This window comes from Pelorhabdus rhamnosifermentans, from assembly GCF_018835585.1.
GTDB classification, from domain to species: domain Bacteria; phylum Bacillota; class Negativicutes; order UMGS1260; family UMGS1260; genus Pelorhabdus; species Pelorhabdus rhamnosifermentans.
Window position 1 is genome coordinate 17410 of sequence record NZ_JAHGVE010000033.1, and the last position, 19613, is coordinate 37022.

20 protein-coding genes and 1 riboswitch are annotated in these 19613 nt (G+C 38.5%); of the genes, 14 read left to right on the forward strand and 6 right to left on the reverse strand.

Features of this window, described 5'->3' with window-relative positions; genetic code table 11:
• Positions 1-501: 501 nt before the first annotated feature.
• Positions 502-1041 carry a hypothetical protein gene (locus Ga0466249_RS23085; RefSeq protein WP_215831856.1) on the reverse strand — a complete coding sequence of 180 codons (540 nt, stop codon included), beginning with the start codon at positions 1039-1041 and terminating at the stop codon, positions 502-504.
• A 950-nt stretch (positions 1042-1991) separates the two neighbouring features.
• A complete protein-coding gene (locus Ga0466249_RS23090; protein ID WP_215831857.1) occupies positions 1992-2225 on the reverse strand; it encodes a hypothetical protein in 234 nt (77 codons plus the stop codon).
• 201 nt (positions 2226-2426) lie between these two features.
• Here Ga0466249_RS23090 and Ga0466249_RS23095 point away from each other — a divergent pair, with 201 nt between their 5' ends.
• Positions 2427-2990, forward strand: coding sequence for a DUF2238 domain-containing protein (locus Ga0466249_RS23095; RefSeq protein WP_215831858.1), 564 nt, complete (start codon positions 2427-2429; stop codon positions 2988-2990).
• Between the two features lie 166 nt (positions 2991-3156).
• The gene (locus Ga0466249_RS23100) at positions 3157-3294 is read left to right on the forward strand and encodes a hypothetical protein (RefSeq protein WP_215831859.1); all 138 of its coding nucleotides are present in this window, start codon (positions 3157-3159) and stop codon (positions 3292-3294) included.
• A 177-nt stretch (positions 3295-3471) separates the two neighbouring features.
• Here the strand turns inward: Ga0466249_RS23100 and Ga0466249_RS27345 are convergent, their stop codons facing one another.
• On the reverse strand, positions 3472-3600 hold the full coding sequence (locus Ga0466249_RS27345; protein WP_281422698.1) for a hypothetical protein: 129 nt from the start codon (positions 3598-3600) through the stop codon (positions 3472-3474).
• A 199-nt stretch (positions 3601-3799) separates the two neighbouring features.
• Positions 3800-3961 carry a VRR-NUC domain-containing protein gene (locus tag Ga0466249_RS23105; protein WP_215831860.1) on the reverse strand — a complete coding sequence of 54 codons (162 nt, stop codon included), beginning with the start codon at positions 3959-3961 and terminating at the stop codon, positions 3800-3802.
• A gap of 225 nt (positions 3962-4186) precedes the next feature.
• On the opposite strand from Ga0466249_RS23105, the gene Ga0466249_RS27900 reads away from it, so the two are divergent.
• Positions 4187-4339 (forward strand): aspartyl-phosphate phosphatase Spo0E family protein, encoded by a 153-nt coding sequence (locus tag Ga0466249_RS27900; protein ID WP_215831861.1) that lies wholly within the window; start codon positions 4187-4189, stop codon positions 4337-4339.
• Positions 4340-4752: 413 nt separating this feature from the next.
• Here Ga0466249_RS27900 and Ga0466249_RS23115 read toward each other — a convergent pair whose 3' ends face one another.
• Positions 4753-4962, reverse strand: coding sequence for a hypothetical protein (locus Ga0466249_RS23115; RefSeq protein ID WP_215831862.1), 210 nt, complete (start codon positions 4960-4962; stop codon positions 4753-4755).
• Between the two features lie 1091 nt (positions 4963-6053).
• Between Ga0466249_RS23115 and Ga0466249_RS23120 the strand changes: the two genes are divergently transcribed.
• Positions 6054-6200: an aspartyl-phosphate phosphatase Spo0E family protein gene (locus Ga0466249_RS23120; protein WP_215831863.1), complete on the forward strand. Its 147-nt coding sequence runs from the start codon at positions 6054-6056 to the stop codon at positions 6198-6200.
• Between the two features lie 57 nt (positions 6201-6257).
• On the opposite strand, the gene Ga0466249_RS23125 is transcribed toward Ga0466249_RS23120, so the two are convergent.
• Positions 6258-6977 carry a 4Fe-4S double cluster binding domain-containing protein gene (locus Ga0466249_RS23125; protein ID WP_215831864.1) on the reverse strand — a complete coding sequence of 240 codons (720 nt, stop codon included), beginning with the start codon at positions 6975-6977 and terminating at the stop codon, positions 6258-6260.
• A gap of 316 nt (positions 6978-7293) precedes the next feature.
• Here Ga0466249_RS23125 and Ga0466249_RS23130 point away from each other — a divergent pair, with 316 nt between their 5' ends.
• The 10 genes from Ga0466249_RS23130 to Ga0466249_RS23175 all read left to right on the forward strand — a co-directional run bounded on the left by Ga0466249_RS23130 (position 7294) and on the right by Ga0466249_RS23175 (position 19472).
• Entirely contained in the window at positions 7294-7767 is a 474-nt protein-coding gene (locus tag Ga0466249_RS23130; RefSeq protein WP_215831865.1) for a YbaK/EbsC family protein, read from the forward strand.
• 651 nt (positions 7768-8418) lie between these two features.
• Positions 8419-8563, forward strand: a riboswitch (FMN riboswitch).
• Between the two features lie 101 nt (positions 8564-8664).
• The gene (ribB, locus tag Ga0466249_RS23135; protein WP_215831866.1) at positions 8665-9309 is read left to right on the forward strand and encodes a 3,4-dihydroxy-2-butanone-4-phosphate synthase; all 645 of its coding nucleotides are present in this window, start codon (positions 8665-8667) and stop codon (positions 9307-9309) included.
• Between the two features lie 402 nt (positions 9310-9711).
• A complete protein-coding gene (locus tag Ga0466249_RS23140) occupies positions 9712-11640 on the forward strand; it encodes a PrkA family serine protein kinase (RefSeq protein WP_215831867.1) in 1929 nt (642 codons plus the stop codon).
• A gap of 40 nt (positions 11641-11680) precedes the next feature.
• On the forward strand, positions 11681-12874 hold the full coding sequence (gene yhbH / locus Ga0466249_RS23145) for a sporulation protein YhbH (RefSeq protein WP_215831868.1): 1194 nt from the start codon (positions 11681-11683) through the stop codon (positions 12872-12874).
• Positions 12867-14159, forward strand: a complete 1293-nt coding sequence (locus Ga0466249_RS23150; protein ID WP_215831869.1) for a SpoVR family protein — start codon at positions 12867-12869, stop codon at positions 14157-14159. The genes yhbH and Ga0466249_RS23150 overlap by 8 nt, the downstream gene beginning before the upstream one ends.
• A gap of 101 nt (positions 14160-14260) precedes the next feature.
• Positions 14261-15601: a DNA recombination protein RmuC gene (locus Ga0466249_RS23155; protein WP_215831870.1), complete on the forward strand. Its 1341-nt coding sequence runs from the start codon at positions 14261-14263 to the stop codon at positions 15599-15601.
• A 19-nt stretch (positions 15602-15620) separates the two neighbouring features.
• Entirely contained in the window at positions 15621-15971 is a 351-nt protein-coding gene (locus Ga0466249_RS23160) for a YezD family protein (RefSeq protein WP_215831871.1), read from the forward strand.
• A 158-nt stretch (positions 15972-16129) separates the two neighbouring features.
• The gene (cysK, locus tag Ga0466249_RS23165) at positions 16130-17071 is read left to right on the forward strand and encodes a cysteine synthase A (RefSeq protein ID WP_215831872.1); all 942 of its coding nucleotides are present in this window, start codon (positions 16130-16132) and stop codon (positions 17069-17071) included.
• Positions 17072-17181: 110 nt separating this feature from the next.
• Positions 17182-17376, forward strand: a complete 195-nt coding sequence (locus Ga0466249_RS23170) for a uracil-DNA glycosylase (RefSeq protein ID WP_215831873.1) — start codon at positions 17182-17184, stop codon at positions 17374-17376.
• 182 nt (positions 17377-17558) lie between these two features.
• On the forward strand, positions 17559-19472 hold the full coding sequence (locus tag Ga0466249_RS23175) for a type I glutamate--ammonia ligase (protein ID WP_215831874.1): 1914 nt from the start codon (positions 17559-17561) through the stop codon (positions 19470-19472).
• Positions 19473-19613: the final 141 nt, after the last annotated feature.

A 19613-nucleotide genomic window follows, 5' to 3' on the forward strand; every position in this document is an offset into this window, starting at 1 on the left:
TCTGCTTAGATTAGTGTTCGTGTCCTCGGCACCAAAAAAAGCTAGTAAAATCAAGGTCTCGCAGTTAGTGCGGGGCCTTGATTTTTTATTAGTCCCTCGAGATGTGACTACTTTTTGACTACTTGAAGAATTTGGATGCCGTCTTTCAACTAATTTTTCAGCAATGCCTTCTTGAATTTTTTTGTGTTAAGAGTGTATTTATCATCGTGTAAGCGCTCGTTGCATGGCCTAGGCGAACCTGCATTAGTATGGCGAATAACATGAAAGTGAAGGCTGTCGTCTAATCCTAACTTTCGAATTTTTTTGAAGTCATTGGATAAATTAGACGGTTCTTGTGGGGTTCCGTCTGAATTTGGAAAAATCAAATCGTACATTCCTTTATAACCTAGGCTAAAACTGCAAATATATTCATACTTCTTTGGTTATGGTAGGAATTTTTACTTTTTAATTTGTCGATAATGTGTATACCGTTACGACTAATATAGGAATATTTGTTTTGTGTCAATTTCCGTTTTTAGAAGAATCATCGTCTAGATTATCAGGTAGTGGTTTGGCGGTTGCGGGACGCAAATTTAATGAAAAATCAGTTCTTTCAGATTGAATAAAGATTCCTTCTTGCCACATTTGAAAACGGTAATTTATGATGGCTAGTGCAGATGCGAGAATAAAGGCTATTAAGCCGGCATTAAAATCAAGGAATCCCCTAATTCCAAACCAAGGTAAAACCAAGAATGCAAATACAGCATTAAAAATTACCTCTACAGTAGCATAAAGCCAGACATGACCGTAAGTAAATTTAAATATCCACATAGGAGTTATTGGAAAGAGTCCATATGTGTAAGATGACATCATTGCAAGTGGATAGGTGGTTTCTCGAAAATACCACCAACCATTGGCAACTCCGGCCTCGCTAACGAGTATACTCATAAATCCAGACAATAAACCGACAGAAATATAACGCTTTACATCTTTTACAGGCATAATAAAAAGCGTTAGCCAGGGTAAAATTAACATGCCCCATAATAGCACTTGATTACTCATAATATACCTCCTCATGCTTTATGGTGGTATTATTGGCTTATTGTAGATTAAAGATACGAATAGCTAAAAAAAGACAAAGGCCGGATGCTACCAAAATCCGGCCTATTTCCGGGTACTCCCGGCGGGAGATAGTAGGTTGCATTGTGGCCACAGATTTCCATAAGGTTGCTATCTCACGATCATTTTACACGATGGCTTATCTGTTTTGTGGGGTATTTCTCAAACGTAGCAACTATTATATAGGTGCGGAAATAGAAAAAGCCAGGACCATAGGAGGCGCAATTCTGGCTAAAGACGTGTGAGAGTTGCCCGCTCTCAATATAATATATTCATAAAGTTAACATAATGTTAAACAAATATTGATGAAATAGAAAAAAACAGGACCTGCTTGTTAGTTATGGTTGGGAAAAAAGTAATAAAATATTATATGCACTATTATGATGTCCGGTTAATCAGCTTTTATACATGGAAAAGCCAGAGTCACAAATTGTCAAAAAACCCTGGCTTTAGGGGAGCTCATGGGAGCATCTTGCCCTAGTTATAAGATACTCCAGAATAACAATTTTATGCATGGAAAAGCCAGAGTTATTTAAAATGTGGTTTTGTCGAGAATAAGAAAATCACGCGCTATTAATGTTTAGAAAAAAATCAGTACTAATAGAGCCAAGACTATGATCCATAGGTTAGGTACTATAAACGCTATAATTCCTATGCTTAGCATAATGATAATAGCTAATATTATTAGCATAATCAGCCCTCCAAGGTTATTTATTACATAGTATGATTTGATAAAATGAAAGTTAACGTAATATTGGAGTGAATAAGAAGAGCTGTTTGCAATGTGTTATATCTCTTAGAAATTAACCCTAACTCGGTTTAGGCCGGGGTAGGGATGCTTTTTGGGAGCTTCTGTGGGGGATTATGTATTAATATGAAAACAAATTCTTTAATTAGTAACGGTGCCATATCCGACGGGGAGAAACAGGGGGATTGGACGGTGGTGTTTTTTTTGAAGTAGTTCTAGCTGTTGTTGGAACAGTAGTCGAATCTAAAATTACAAATGGAAGAGGAGCTGGCGGATAAAATATTTGTGCCAAACAATTGAAATTATCATCCAGTAGTGCAAATAAAATAAACCATGCCAATAAGAGAAAGCCCCTGTTGCAACAAGGAAATCTATTCATGAATCAATCCCTCCTGAAAATTACTACTCTAATCTATGCTGATTGTTATATAAATGTCCTGCTGTATTGAGCAGCTAGCACACGAAGCCGTATTCTTCGGTAATGTTTGGGAGCTTTTTATTCGCTGTTTAAAAATTACTTTTATAGTAATAATAATCAAGAAAAAGGTATGTCGTAAAAAAGTAATAGGAGTATGCGAATATGAATTTAGCAAAATTCAGGATTAACATTCTGATCATACTTTGTCAAGTTATGGTACTAATAGGATTAGCTCTGAAAGGACACTTTGATTATGTCCACAATGTGTTGATAACAGCAGGTATTTGGTTGATATATATGTTCTTAGAAGCAAGATATAAGCTGTATATGAATAATTTTGTTAGAGTGGCAGTAGGGATTACAATTCTTAGTGATAGTTTTTTTGGCTTTTATTTGGACATGTATTTGCGATCTCCGGGCTTTGATAGAATCCTTCACATTTTTGGAATTTATTCATTGTCGTTATTTACTTATATATTAGTTGTTCAATTTTTGGAAAATACGCTTAGTCGTCTCTTTAAATTTATTTTTGTTCTTTGTTTAGGAATTAGTATTGGTGTAGTCAATGAAATTATGGAATTTCTTTCCGATACTTTATCACATTTACCAATTCCCAATCAGATTGGTTTGTTAGACACAGATTTGGATTTGCTTTCAAATGTTATCGGAGCATTTTATGCTGCCATTCATGCGACGTATTGGAACTTTGTTAATCGGAATTTTTAACTTCCTAAATTCTGCGCCAGCTACTCATTTTACAGGATGTGGCCTCCAATCGACTTAATTCGGGAGGAGTTTCTTCATGAATTTCTCGTTATATTAATAACTTGGATAAACATAAATATTAAGAAGCATAATATAAATGGTTTAAAACGGAAGGGGTGGTATGAGCATGGAAAAAGAGGAAAGCAAAACGAATGCCTGCTTAGACTCTTTAGAAAATCCAGATCCAGATATAGCTTTAAATAATTTGGAGGAAAAGGAACTGCTTAGCATTGCTATGTCAAGCTATTATATATTATATCGGTAATTACATTAATAAACGTAATTGATGGTCCGACATCGGGCCACTTTTTATTTGTGTAATTTCCAGTAATACCGCTAACACTAATGAACTGTAAAATAATAAATGGGGAGGGTGGAACGGGCGTGAACGTGCATAGAAAAAGCCAGGACTCATTGAGTCCTAGCTTAGGAGAGAAAATTGTTACGGTGTTAGCTTTTCCGAGTGGTCGGATTGCCTTTTTTCTCTAGAAGGTCTGGGAGTAGTCATATTCTTTAATGCTCGTTTTTCCTTATCCCACTCACTTGTACTATCACGATGCTTCTCACGCATAACATCATCACCTCCTGATGTTAGTTTTTACAAAATTATGAGTAAAATTCAATATAAAAAAAGCCAAGATTGACTGCTCTTGGTTGGGGAGAAGTAAATTATTACTTATAGGATTTCCGATAAATTGCGAAGGATAACTTTGACCATTTATTGGATGAAAATGTTATGCGTATATGCTACTGGTATGAAAAAGGGCCGTCTAAAGACGGTCCCCGGGGGATTCGACTTCCATTAAACGGACTTCGTTTTGATAAGGAAGGGGCCGGGTACTTGCGACGTCAAAATAAGCATCGGTAAAAGTTTCTGCAATGACTGTATCACCAGTATCAATACCATCAAGAAAAACTCTGTACGCTGGCATATAATCACCCCCTAAGTTAGTGTTTGATTTAATCTAATTCATTATGCGGGAATTAAGAAAGTAGTTTATCTGCTTATTGTGAGACAAAGTGTCGTTTATGAGAATGCTGGATGGTCAGCTTTCTTTATATATAAATGTAATAATATGTAATAATTTGTTTGAGACAAATATCCCAAAATGTGGTATTATGGGGCTTGTGAGATAATTTGTTGAAAGGTGAGATTAATGAAGGATTTATCAAATAAAATTAGAGTTTTACGTGAAAATCTGGCGAGAATGGGTATGGAGAAGGGACTTAGACATTCCGATGTATTGGAACTGAGTCAGCAATTAGATATCCTTATTGTTAAATATCAATTGAATAGGTGCAATAGGTAGGAATTTATTTTCTTTTGCCGGAAATTGTACAAAAGTGGTAAATAGGAAATATCTTTGTGAAGATAGCGATAACTTCGTGGAAAATATTGCTGGAAAAATAGAAAAGAAAGACATCGCTTTTTACTTATAATGAAGGTAACATTATGGATAACAGAGCGATTTTCTTTATTGGAAGAAGTTGAGTATCTAAAAGGAAAATTAGTGAAGTTGTTAGTGAAGCGATTCGGGCGAGTCAAGCATTTAGAAATAAGCTGGAAGAATATAACGATTTAAAGTAAGTCATTGAGAGCCTTCGAGGTTCTTTTTTTCGTGAGTCTAAGGGATGCGTCAAAGCCGAGGAAAGATGCATCAAAAAATAAAGAATGCATCTAAATTAAAGAGAAAGATGCATCCTAAAAATATAGTCGATTTTTTTACCACCAAAGATGGTTGAAGAAAGGGCATCCTAATCCCCAGCAATGGTGATGGTGATGATAAGGGGAGTATGGATATGGGTAGTACACTACAGTAGGAGCCAATACAGTTGGAGCAGCCACAGCAGAAGCTACGGCAGGAGCCGCAGGAGGAGCTACAGGTGTTATAATTGTTGAGGGGATCACAACTGCCTGACGATAGTATGGCATTTATACTCTTCCTCTCTAATTTTTTAGTATATATTATGTAACAGAAGTAATTTTAGTTCTTACATAAATCCAATGTTTCAATAGGAAAGTGCGATGGAGCAAAGTGATAGCCGTGGAAGTCGTCGGGATTTAACGAATTCTATGGCAACATTGGCATTCGGTATAGCGTAGCTGGATGTTACGCATCGATGATACAGTTTTGAAACTTCTACTCTGACTGCAGTGGCTGGGGTGGGGGATTATTGTTTTATAGAGCAGCACCCATAACATTATACAGCATAGACTATAATGTTCCGATATCCAAATCTTTGTTTAAAATAGGGAGGTGTTGTTATGGGTTTTGGAGGCCGTGGTTTTGGAGGCAGTGGGATCATTATCATCATTATTATTTTGCTCCTGTTTTTTTGTTGCGGGGATAATGACTTTTCTAGTTGTTAATTAGTATTTTGCATCCATTTTTTAGGAGCGACTGACGAATGCGCAAATAGAATGGAATATCAAGCCTGTACTTAGCAAAATGTTAGGCTCACAGAAATAACTATGCTGTGAAGATAAAGTCCCTGTCTGGCCGCCGCGGCTGGGGTAGGGACTTTATTAGTTTGAAGGTCATCAATGCTCAGATAAATGTGCAATTGACATTATTTACCTTTATGGTATTATATTACAGTAAGCGTATTCAATAAAGCGGAGGTGATTTATAAAAATGATACTCACATTTATAGTAGCAATTTTGTTCGGGACCTTCATAGGATGGACTTTTATCAAGCCCAATACTTATCTAACGCTATGCCGGTTGTTGAAATAAGATGAGTTTTTAGGGAAATCTTCTAGCTTGGCTTAATCGCTGAGGGGGAGATTTTTTTTTGATATTTGTATGGTAGATTATACTCGTAGCGTTGGTACGGTTTTTAGATAATCCGTTTTTATGTTTGAAAAGGGCATATTCTATGCGGGAAGTGAATTCAAAAAAAAGAAGGGTAGTATAGATTGGATAGAAAGTCCTGTTTATTAAAGCTGAGCAGGAAATTATTTGGTTTTATCGAAATTTGTAAAAAAACAATATGATTCTAGGAAAATACAAAGGCGGTTCTATGAATAAATTGTTAATAAAGATAGAATTATTGCGTCATGTGATGCAGAGTTTAGGATTGAGGAAGGGAATTGACCATCCCGATGTGCTATTGATCAGTCAAAAACTTGATATGTTAATAAATGAATACTATAAGCGAATTACATAGTGGGCCGTCATGGTGAGACGGCTTTTATTTTTTTTGTTGACAATTTTTTGCTTGAGATTAATCAATTTCCTGCTTTTTTAGGTGCGGGCAAGCAGAAATGCACATGCCACATACCTGGAGCTTATTTGATATTTTAAGCTTTTCAAAATATTTTTCACATTTATTTACGTCTAGCCTTTGATCACGAGACTCTTCTTCGGAGAATAATCTTCCTCGAATGGCTTTTGCTGGGCAGGAATTGGTGCACTGGGTACATGAGCCGCAACGGTTATCCATGAGGGTCTTGTTTTCTTTAAAAGGAGCATCAGTGAGTACGGTTGTCCATCGTACAGCCGGACCGTAAGCCGGATTAATCAAAAGGCAGTTTTTTCCGATCCAGCCAAAACCCGCTAAACGCGCAATTAACTTATGCGAAACAGAAGCACAGACTCTAGTATTGTCGATACGTTCTGCTGCAGGGAGCGGCATTACATGATGACCATTTTTTTGAATAACAGAACTTATTATAGAAGAAAATTGATCGAGCCGATCATTAATCACATCATAGGCATGTGTTTTATATTCAAGTATATTTTCATAGATGTCGCTGTTTTCTAATAAACGAATGATACTGACAGGCAATGCAATTCCGATTGATAATGCTCGTGGGTAGTCGTTCGCTATGTATCCGCCAATGCTACTGATCTCTTTCTTGTAACTTTCAATTCCGGCTACGCCAATAAAATCTATTCCGTGAAAATCTCCTAGCTGGTTTACTTTCTCAAATAAATTCATCATAGTTTCCTTTCATTTTCGCTTACTGAGGCATTTGTAGAATGCCTTAATATTTTTTTATCTGAATAGTTTAAGTCTAAAAGCTAATGATAACCCTAACCATTAAATAATTTCATGGCAGGACAATCCCTCCTCTTTCGAAAAATTTACCTGATATAAGATAATTATATATGCTTTAATGACATAAAATGCAAGTGGATTTTTACGAGTTGGCAGGAATTTTATCTTTTATGAGAAATAAAGATAATAACAGTTTTGATTACAGTGACATCAATTTGGATATTATTGATGTAATAAAACATGCAAGGGGAATAGAAAAATGGCAATAGAAGCGGTCAAAGATTATTTTAAACAATATGGCAGGGAAAAGGATATTTTAGAATTTGATGAATCGAGTGCAACTGTTGAGCTTGCAGCGCATGCGCTGAATGTTATTCCGGCACGGATTGCAAAGACACTTTCTTTTAAAAGCGAGAAAGGCTGTATCTTAGTTGTGACTGCGGGTGATGCAAAAGTGGACAACCGCAAGTTTAAGTCAGAGTTTGGAATTAAGGCGAAAATGTTATCACCCGAGGAGGTTCTTGATCTAACAGGTCATGCCGTAGGGGGAGTTTGCCCTTTTGGTATTAAAAATGAAGCAGTCAGCGTTTATGTAGATGTTTCATTAAAAAGGTTCGAAACGGTCTTTCCTGCCTGTGGCAGCAGCAATTCTGCCATAGAATTAAGTTGTGATGAGTTATATCAATATGCGCAGGGCCTAAAATGGAGCGACGTTTGTAAAAATTGGGAATAATAATTCTGTTATTGTAGGCTTCAACATAAATTTTAAGGAGAAAAGTTGTTTTTCTTATAAAATGGGTGTATACTTTATTAAAATAATTATATATGAAGTTCAATGTTGAACTTGTGTCACGAAAGTGGCATGAGTTTTTTGCTTTTTTATAATTATGGACAAATCAGTAGAAGGTGGCGTATGAAATGATAGGGGCGTTAGTATTAGCAATCTTATTTGGATCTTTAATAGGGTGGGCTTTTATTAATCCTTATAATTATCAAGAACTTTGTCGACATTCTGATATAGATAATAAGGATTAAATTACAAGTATAAATTCCCGATCTCGGTTTAAGCCGGGGTAGGGAATTTTTTTGTTTAAATCTTACTTTTTTATCATGTTAACTTAACATAAGAATATAATACTATAGAGTTAAAAAATCAAAAGGAGTAGTGAATGTTACGGGAGCTACACCTCCACCGAATTTTCCACTGACTATTGCTAATCTCACAACAGAAGTGGCAATTAGTTTGGATTATATTGCCGCATTCCCTGTCGTAGTGGCGTAATCTAAATCATAACCCCCATCGCTAGTTAATGACAGGAGATGGGGGTTGTGATTTCAGGTATTGTTGACAACTTGAATACCAACGTATACACTTACGTTAGTGACTTATTCTCAGGGCGGGGTGAAAGTCCCCATCGGCGGTATCCCAGTGTTACTGGGGAGCCCGCGAGCGCTCTTCATTTTGGAGAGTTAGCAGAACTGGTGAAAGGCCAGTGCCGACGGTATAGTCCGGACTGAAGAGGATAAGGCAGTCTGCCAATTGGTTTTGATTTCTGAATTGAATAGCGAACTGTCTATTTCTTTGCCCTGATTCTGGTAAGTCCAACTAATTTTTAGGAGGAATTTTACTATGAATCAAACTTTATTAACTCGATTTGGTCATTCTGCTCTTAGGGTGGAAAACGCTCTCCAAGCTTTACGGAACGGTCAGGGAATTTTAGTAACGGATGATGAAAACCGGGAAAACGAAGGCGATATGTTCTTTGCAGCAGAGTCTTTGACAAATGAGCAAATGGCTATGCTTATTCGTGAGGGAAGCGGTATTGTTTGTTTATGTTTGCCGCCTGAACGAGCGCTGGCTTTAGATTTGCCGATGATGGTAGATGTCAATACAAGTAGTTTTCAAACGCCTTTTACTATATCCATTGAAGCGGCGAGCGGAGTCACTACCGGTGTTTCTGCTGCTGACAGGGTTGCGACAGTAAAAGCAGCTATTGCTGATCCTGCCCGACCGGAAGCGCTTCGGCATCCTGGTCATGTTTTTCCATTAAGGGCTAAGCAAGGCGGTGTGTTGGAACGCCAGGGACATACGGAGGCCAATGTAGATTTAATGCGACTTGCCGGACTCAAACCTTATGGTGTATTGTGTGAATTGACTAATTGTGATGGTACGATGGCACGATTGCCGGAAATTATTACCTTTGCTGAGAAACATCATATGGTTGTAGTGACGGTTAATGATATTATTGCTTATCGAAAAAGCATGGGAAGATAATGAGGAAATTAGCTAATAGAAAAAGCTTGCTTAAAACTTTGTTTTGAGCAAGCTTTTTCTATTGTTTTGTCGTTGATCGTCTCGCACATACATATACTGGTTACTAGACCCTGATTTATCAGTTCCTAAAATTATATAAGTCCATCCTGAAATATAGTAGCTAATTTGATATTCGTATAGAATTATAAATGATTTTTATGCCTTTTTTTTTAAAAAAGTATAGACTTATATCTTCGGATTTGATATAGTTATGAAAACAAATATCTTTATATAAAGGACATGTGTATACAAAGCATGTACAAAATTGTTTAATTTTCCGACTTTTGGAGAGAAAGAATCATTATTATTACTGGATTTAAGGAAAAAACGGGACTTTAATAGTATACTAAAGGAGGAGAAAGTATGGCAAATTTAGATTTTGTAAACCTGATCAAACAAGACAGGGAGGAAAGAAAGCATCAGCAATTTTCCGGAACGCTGCTTGATTACTTGGCCATTGTGAAAGAAAATCCAAAAGTCGTCATGCTGTCTCATCAACGTATGTATGAACTTCTGATGTCTGCCGGAGTCGATATCGTCAAAACGGAAGAAGATCCTCGTTTGAAAAGAGTTTATGGTAATGATACTTTACGTAAATATCGATTTTTTGGGGACCAATTTTTTGGTATTGATAAAAGCATTATGAAAATTATGCGGTATTTTCATTCATCAGCAATGAAAGGGGAAGAATCTCGCCAAGTTCTTTATTTGGTGGGCCCCGTGGGTGCTGGTAAGTCTTCCTTGATGGAAGCCTTGAAGAAAGCGTTAGAAATAAGTCCGCCTATATATACCATTCAAGATTGTCCTATGCGGGAAGAACCGCTGCATTTAATTCCTAAACATCTTCGACCACAATTTGAGGAATTGTTGGGAATAAAAATTGAAGGCGATTTGTGCCCCATTTGCCGTTATCGTTTGAAAAATGACTATCACGGGGAATATGAACGTTATCCAGTGACGGTATCAGAGTTTTCTATTCGTTCCCGTAAGGGAGTAGGAGTGGTACCGCCCGTTGATCCAAATAATCAGGATACGTCTGTACTTTCCGGATCTGTCGATATCTCTAAAATGGATTTGTATTCAGAAGATGATCCCCGGGTGCTATCGTTAAATGGCGCATTTAATGTAGGGAATAGAGGAATTGTAGAGTTTATTGAAGTTTTTAAAAATGACGTGGAATATTTGCATACTATGATCACGGCGACGCAAGAAAAATCCATTCCTTCACCAGGCAAGGGATCCATGATCTATTTTGACGGCATTATTTTGGCTCATTCCAATGAAGCGGAATGGAATAAATTTAAGTCGGATCATACGAATGAAGCCATTCTCGACCGTATTGTGAAAGTAGAAGTTCCTTATTGTCTGGAGTTAGATGAAGAAGTGAAGATTTATCATAAAATGCTGAACAATAGTTCTTTTGCCGCTCATATTGCTCCTCATACGATTGAGGTAGCTTCGATGTTTGCTATTTTAACCCGTCTGGCTCCGTCGGCGAAAGTTGATCCTTTGACGAAATTGAAAATCTATAATGGCGAAGAAATCGTGGAAAAGGGGTCGACAAAAAAAGTCGATATTTTTGAATTGCATGATGAAGCACAACGAGAAGGCATGACAGGTATCTCCACCCGTTTTATCATGAAGGCTATTGACACCGCTCTTTCCGAGGCGGAATCGGCTTGCATTAATCCGATTGCGATTATGGATACGCTAGTTAAAGCCGTGAAGGAAATGGCGATTGGCGAAGATGATAAGAAACGTTATTTGGGCTTTTTGCAAGATACTATTAAAAAAGAGTACCATAAGCTATTGGAAAAAGAAGTAACAAGAGCCTTTATTCATGGCTATCAGGAGCAAGCTGAAAGTTTGTTTAATAATTATTTGGATCACGCTGAGGCTTTTGCTAATTCGTCAAAATTAAAAGATGCTCATACAGGCGAGGAACTGGAACCAGATATTAAGTTCTTGCAATCCATTGAAGAGCAGATTGGCATTACTGGTTCAGCTGCTACGGGGTTTAGGCAAGATGTGACTTCGTATATGTTTTCTTTGCTGCGCAGTGGCGGCAAGATTGAGTACAAGAGCTATGAACCTTTAAAAGAAGCGATTGAAAAGAAACTTACTGCTTCGGTGAAAGAATTATCACGGGTTGTGACGAAAGCCAAGGTGAGAGACCGTGAGCAAGATGGTAAATATGATGCGATGGTGGAAGAAATGAAGCGGAGCGGTTATTGTGATCATTGTTGCAATGTCATTTTGAAATACGCGGCAAATAATCTTTGGAAAGACTAGACTTTTAAAATAGCCGTCTGATCGGTAGGAGGGAAATGACATGGCGATTTTTAAAGGCGGTGGCAAGGCTAGTTCGGATCGTTCGCAATGGGATCGGAAAAGGCATCGGCAGTTAGTAGAAGATGCGATTAAAAAAAACATCGGCAGTATTGTAGCGGAAGAAAGCATTATCGGTCAGAGTGGCAATAAAAAAATTAAGATTCCAGTCAAGGGAATCAAAGAGTACCAATTTATTTATGGTAAAAATACTCCCGGTACAGGCGCTGGAAACGGTGGCGAAGAGCGCGGGCAGGTTGTTGGTCAGACAGACGAAGCCGATCCGAGCAAGGGCGGTTCGGGGCAAGCAGGCAGTGAAGCAGGTGAAGATATTTTTGAAACGGAAATTACCTTGGATGAACTTGTAGAATATTTATTTGAAGATTTAAATCTGCCTGATATGGATCGAAAAAAATTTTCACAAATTGAAACAAAGCACAAGCATAAACGTTCGGGATTTCAGAAGAAAGGCATTCCACCCCGCTTGGCTAAAAAACGTACGGTCATTGAGAAATTAAAACGGCAACAGACGGCTGCGCGAGATGAGGAATCTTGTCAGAACCAGGAATTGGAGCTTTCCCCTGAACGCATTCCATTTCGCGAAGATGATCTCAAGTATTTTCGAGTCAAAGAAGATGTTGATTTTCATTCCAATGCTGTAGTGATTTGCATTATGGATACTTCTGGTTCCATGGATCAGACGAGAAAATATTTGGCAAGAAGTTTTTATTTTCTGCTTTATCAGTTTGTGTGCTATAAATATGAACAAGTCGAAGTGGTGTTCATTGCACATACGACGGAAGCGAAAGAAGTGACTGAACAGGAGTTTTTTCATAAAGGGGAATCGGGCGGTACTTTTATTAGCAGCGGGTATGCTAAAGCATTGGAAATTATTGAACAACGATACAATCCAACGATCTGGAATATTTATGCTTTTCATTGCTCTGATGGGGATAATTGGTCGGAAGACAATGCGAAGGCAGTTGATTTGGCTCAGGAACTTTGTCGGATTTGCAATCTCTTTGGCTACGGACATGTGGGCACGCCGCAGTGGGGAAGTTCGATTCGGGGTGAGTTTGAGAAGAGTGTCAAGGCTGACAATTTTGTGATGGCTTCGATGGTCCGAAAAGAAGATATTTGGCCCGCTTTTAAAAAGATACTGGAAAAGGATCAGACAGGAGGGAATGATCATGACTGATTATACACTAAAAGATCTTGTCTCCTGGAATGAAAAAATTGAACAGTTAGTTTATACTATCGGTCTTAATTGTTATGAGCAGCATTTTGAAATTTGCAGTTACGAAGATATGTTGTGTTATGAAGCTTATGTTGGTATGCCATCACATTATCCTCACTGGAGTTTTGGTAAAGCTTACGAGCGGCAGAAGACCTTCTATCAGTATAATCTTACGGGACTTCCTTATGAAATGGTGATTAATTCTGATCCTTGTATTGCCTATTTAATGAAAGACAATACCTTGTTATTACAGATTTTGACGATGGCTCATGTTTATGGGCATAATGACTTTTTTAAAAACAATCGGCTGTTCAAACAAAATACGCGGGCGGAATTGACGATTGAAATGTTTAAGGCTCATGCGAATCGGGTACGCGATTATATCCAGAATCCCCATATTGGTTCGGAAAAAGTCGATCGCATTTTAGACGCAGCTCATGCTCTCAAATACCAGATTCCCAGGACTAAGCTGCCTAAGCCGCTGAACTTACTGGAACAGTCGCAAGAGAAAGAACAGATTGTACCTGATCGGCTAAAAAATGACTTATTAGGGTTTCTGGCTGAGCAAGGGCGGTTGACTGAGTGGGAGCAGGACCTCATTCACATTGTACGCGAAGAGACACTTTATTTTATTCCTCAAATTGAAACAAAAATTATGAATGAGGGTTGGGCCAGTTATTGGCACTATGAAATATTGAAAAAGCTTGATTTACCACAGAATCTTTACTTGGAATTTTTACAACGTCATCATCTCGTGATTCGTCCTTATCAAGGAAGCATTAATCCGTATTTTGTGGGCTTTAAAATGTTTGAATCGCTGGATAAAATGCTGGGAAGGGAGAAGCTCAAGGCCATTCGGGCCGAAGAACGGGATCAATCTTTTTTGCGGCGTTATTTGACGCGGGAGCTTTGCGAGGAACTGCATCTGTTTTCCTATGAAGTGGAAGAGAAAGAGTTGGTAATTAGTGAAATTTCTGATGACGAAGGATGGCAAAAGGTACGGGATCATTTGGTGAATTCAGTGGGGATGAGTGGGATACCTGTTATTGAGCCTCAAACAGTTGAAAAAGGAATACTTGTTTTGAAACATGATTTTGATGGTCGTGAGTTAGAAATGAATTATGCGCACCAAACACTAAAATATATCGTGGAATTATGGGGTGGCCCTGTCGTGCTTCATACTCAAATGGATGGGAGAGAGAAGAAGATTACCTGCACAGAAACGAAAGTGATTGAAGTTAGTTGAGCGCTGCGGCGCTCTTTTTTGTACATATTCGGGCGCTACACCGAGGCAGGGAAAGCTTTTGTTCACGCAGAATGTTATAGCAAGAAAGTCGGGAGGTTATCATGGTTGAAACGGGGATCTTGATTGGCTTAAATTGTATAGTTCTTTTATTTGTCATGGTGTTATTTTTTCGGTTTAAAAGTCAAAATCCTCATGAGCTTCTCATTCAGCTTACGGTGCTTGAGAAGGGATTAGATCGTCTGGAAAAACTTTTAAAAGAAGAAGGAACCTATGATCGTGAGGAAAATGCCCTGCGGTCGCGTGACTTGCGGCAGGAAGTGGCAGGAAGCCTCAATCAATTGCAGGAATCGTTGATGAGCCGCTTAACGGAAAATGCAAATCAGCAAAGTATTCAACTGGATGCTTTTTCACAGCAACTGCATCGCATCTTACAAAGTAATGAGCAGCGTCTGACAAGCTTGAGAGAGACAATTGAAGGCCAGTTAAAGATGTTGCGTGATGAAAATGGCGGTAAACTGGAAGAAATGCGTCAAACTGTTGATGAGAAGCTTCACGCCACTTTAGAAAAGCGTCTGGGTGAGAGCTTTCAGTTAGTCAGTGAGCGATTAGAACTTGTTCATAAAGGATTAGGTGAGATGCAAACGCTGGCTTCCGGTGTGGGTGATTTAAAGCGAGTACTGACGAATGTAAAAACGCGTGGTATTTGGGGCGAGTTTCAATTGGAAAATTTATTGGAACAGATATTGACGCCTGAGCAATATGATAAAAATGTGGCTACGCGGCCAGGCAGTTCAGAACGTGTTGAGTTTGCTATCAAGTTGCCAGGAAAAGATAAAGAAGATTGTCTGTACTTACCCATTGATGCGAAATTCCCCCAAGAAGATTATCAGCGATTGCTTGATGCGCAGGATCAGGTAGACGGGCTTCAAGCGGAGGAAGCTTCTAGGGCACTAGAAACGCGGATTAAGGCTGAGGCAAGGGAGATTGCTACAAAATATATTGCCGTACCTTATACAACGGATTTTGCCCTGCTATTTTTGCCTATCGAAGGTTTGTATGCCGAGGTTCTGCGCAGGCCGGGACTGAGTGAGTGGCTGATGCGCGAACATAAAATTATTGTGACAGGTCCGACAACCTTAGCTGCACTGCTCAATAGTTTGCAGCTTGGGTTTAGAACGCTGGCTATTGAAAAACGGAGTTCTGAAGTCTGGGCGCTGCTTAGCAGTGTTAAAAGTGAATTTGGTAAATTTGGCGGTTTATTAGATAAGACACGCAAGAAATTAGATGAAGCTTCACATTCTATTGATATGGCAGCAAAAAAATCGCGTACAATTGAACGGAAATTACGGGCTGTTGAAGAGCTTCCGGGTGAAGAAGCAAAGCAGCTTACAGGGGACGTCGTGATGGATAAGGAAGAAGAACGGACAACAATTGAATCATAATAGGAAAGGCGGGGTGTCTGTGGTGAGTAAGGAAAAAAGTAAGATTCATTTGATTTTACCGAGTGACGTATTTCATCTGATAGAGCAAGCTGTGAGCGATATAGGGTTCGGTTCAGTCACATTGATTGTTCAGGATAGAAAAATTATTCAAATTGAAAAATTAGATAAGATTCGTGTGGGTGATAAACAGGCAGCCCCTGTTTCAGGTAACTCTAGTGAGTTACTTAGAAATAAAATTTTAGAGGCCATGGAGGAAATGAGTTATGGTCAAGTCATGATTATTATTAAGAATCGGCGAATCATCCAAATTGAACGTACGGAAAAGCAGCGGTTCAATACTTTGGAAGGTTTATATGGCGATGGAATTTAATTTGACTATTGACGAAGTTTATGCTATTCTATACCTATAGAAAATAATATAGCGAATTAGCTAATCAGAAAACTGAAGGCTAAGAAATATTCTGCAGCAATGCGGGAGGTTTCTTAGCTTTAATGTTTTTTAAAAGAAAATCGAGGAGGCTGTTTATTATGACAAGAATTGCTCAAAATATTACGGAGCTCATTGGTAACACGCCACTATTAGAATTAAAAAAATACGGTCAGAAAAAAGGGCTGGCAGGAACGATCTTGGCGAAATTAGAATATTTTAATCCACTTGGCAGTGTGAAAGATCGGATTGCTTTAGCTATGATTGAAGATGCAGAAAAAAGTGATAAGCTAAAACCGGGCGCAACGATTATTGAACCTACAAGTGGAAATACTGGAATCGGGTTGGCTTATGTAGCAGCAGCGAAGGGGTATAAAATTATTTTGACCATGCCTGATACGATGAGTATTGAAAGAAGAAATCTGTTGAAAGCTCTTGGAGCAAAATTGGTTTTGACGCCTGGGTCGGCAGGCATGAAGGGGGCTATTCAAGAGGCGGAAGAATTGGGAGCTTCCACTCCAGGATCTTTTATTCCTCAGCAGTTTGAAAATCCATCGAATCCAGCGGCACATCGCAAAACAACAGGCAAAGAAATCTTAGATGACACCGATGGTAAAGTAGATTATTTCATTGCTGGTGTCGGTACAGGCGGTACCATTACGGGCGTTGGTGAAGCCATTAAAGAACGTAATCCTGAAGCTAAAATCATTGCTGTTGAACCTTTTGACAGTCAAGTACTTGCTGGCGGCAAACCAGGACCGCATAAAATTCAAGGTATTGGTGCAGGCTTTGTTCCCAGTGTTTTGAATACGAAGATTTTGGATCAAATTATTCCCATTAAGACGGAAGAAGCTTTTGCTACGGCTCGTGAGCTAGCCAAAATTGAAGGTGTTCTTGTAGGAATTTCGAGTGCTGCCGCGCTTTTTGCTGCTACGGAATTGGCGAAAAAAGAAGAAACACGCGGAAAAAATATTGTTGTATTGTTACCTGATACAGGGGAAAGATATTTATCAACCCCTCTGTTTGATACAGAAACTTTGTAATTCTCTTCTGGTGCGGCCATTTATTGGCCGTCTTTTTTATATTAAGCAGGTATTTAGAAGAAAAAAATTAATATAATAATTATCTTAAGAGTAAAATATGAAGAGGACTTATGGAGAAGAATCAGATAGACTGTCGGCAGTGCCAATACTATTACATTACGTTTGATAAGAACTTCCCTTATGGGTGTCGGGCTTTTGGTTTTAAAAGTCCTGTAAAGCCTTGTTTAGAGGTTCGCAAGGCTTCCGGTTCTGAATGCCTCGAATTTCAGTTAAAACAATTACATAGTACGCATGAAGGGAACTAAACCCACAAAAAAGTATGGAATATGGCTAGACAAAATTGGAGATTATGGTATAATTGCAGTAACAAAATATTTTGGGTCAATGGTGACTCCCTTGTGTAAGAAACAAGGGAGTTTTGTGTCTTTTTGGCCCTCGACTTCATCAGTTTAAAATATTTGATAAATAATTATAAGAGGTGAAGAATATGCTTAAAGATTTACTCTATGTAGTTCAAGCAAGTAAGTACAGTAATGAAGATTTAGTTGCTTTATTGAAAAATCATCCTGAAATTCAGTTTGCATCCCTTGTTGGTATTGATCTGGCAGGAAATGACACAGATGAAAAGATTCCTATTTCAATCTTTTTAAAAGATGTAGCTGACTTTTTTGCTGGCACAGCTGTTCAAACAGACGGATCTTCCGTTGTATTGACAGGAATTGCTACGCTGAATAACGCCAAAGTCGATATGATTGCTGATCGCGATGTAAATTGGTTTGTTGATTATAACTTTGAACATATTGATGAAGAAACAGGAAAGCCCATTGGTACACTTAGGATCCCATCCTTCCTTGTGCATAATGGAAAACGCGTAGATTCGCGTTCTATGTTGGCCATGAGTACGGATTACGTTAAGAAAGAATTGTTATCTCTCTTTAAAAAATATCCGAAAATTGCTGGCCTCAGCCATATTGCAGTAGAAGATATTGCAGATATTGTTTTTACATCAGGTACAGAACTGGAATTTTGGGTGAAAACGCCTGCTAACCGAGCCGATGTCCAAGAATTATCAGCTTCCCAGGTCATGCAGGAACAATATTGGCAGAGAACACGTGGCGAAGTAAGAACTGCCTTAGAACAAGCCATTGACATGCTTGCTAAGTACGGATTACAACCAGAAATGGGTCACAAAGAAGTTGGCGGTATTAAGGCTAAAATTGATGAAACAGGTCATTTGTCTTACGTTTTAGAACAGCTTGAAATTGACTGGAAATTTTCTAATGCTTTGCAAGCTGCTGACAATGAATTGCAAGCTCGGATTATTGTAAAAGAAGTATTCCGTGAGAATGGCTTGGATGTTACCTTTAAGGCAAAACCAATAATCGGTGTAGCTGGTAGTGGTGAACATACCCATTTAGGCGTTGGCGCAGTGCTTAAATCGGGAAAATTTGTAAATCTCTATGCTCCTGAAGATATGAAAAAAGATTTCTTAAGTGCCATCGGTTACGGTGCTATTATGGGTATTTTGAAAAATTACGAAGTCATTAATCCTTTTGTGTCTTCGACGAATGATGCACTGAATCGTTTAAAACCTGGTTTTGAAGCACCTGTCTGCATTGTTACTTCTCTTGGTCACAGCCCGGCAGTTCCTTCCCGGAACCGTACTATTTTAGCGGGGCTTGTTCGTACGGATAATCCTTTGGCTACGCGTTTTGAAGTACGCGCCCCCAATCCTTATACGAATACTTATGTTGTCCTAGCTGCTTTCTATCTGAGTATTCTCGACGGTGTAAAGGCTTGTGTAGTTAGTGGTAAGACAACCGATGAAATTCTTGCCGAGCTTTCAAAAGATACTGGAACACCTGGATTTTATCTTGAGAAGGATCGTGCTTATCGTAGCGAGCATGACGTATTCGAAGATTATTCGGAAGAAGATCGGAATCGCATGTTTAGTAAACCACCTGCTACTGTTTGGGAAAACATGGAAGCTTTGAAGAAATATCCTGATAAGGTAGCTGTATTGAAACAGGGTGATGTGCTTACACAAGATATTATTGATGCTTTTGTTGCTGGTGCCTTAGTTCGCTGGAGAACAGAGCTTAAGAACCGTATTATTCCGGAAAATTTAGAAATTGTGAAAGCTTGTCAGTGCTTACATTCCGCTGAATCTGCCAATGATATGGACTTGTATTATTGGGAGAAGATTAATACCCTGCGCGTTCAGCTTGCTAAAGATAGCTTGGCGCAAAAAAGTATCTTTACGCGTATTAAAGATGCCTTTGCAGCAGATAATGATGAATTAGCTTCTGCATTGCAAGTAGAAATGAGCGATGTTATTGCTGAACTCAAATCAACTTATGCAAATTATAAAACCAATATGATTCATTTGTCTTGCAAATAATTGTCAAGTAATGAAGATTCTATAGGATACAAAAAAAGAAGCCTTTAAGCCAATGTCATTAAGTTAATGCATAGAGTATGAATCCCCAAAAGAACCGAGTACGAAAAAAGCGTACCCGGTTCTTTTTTTGTACAAAAAGGT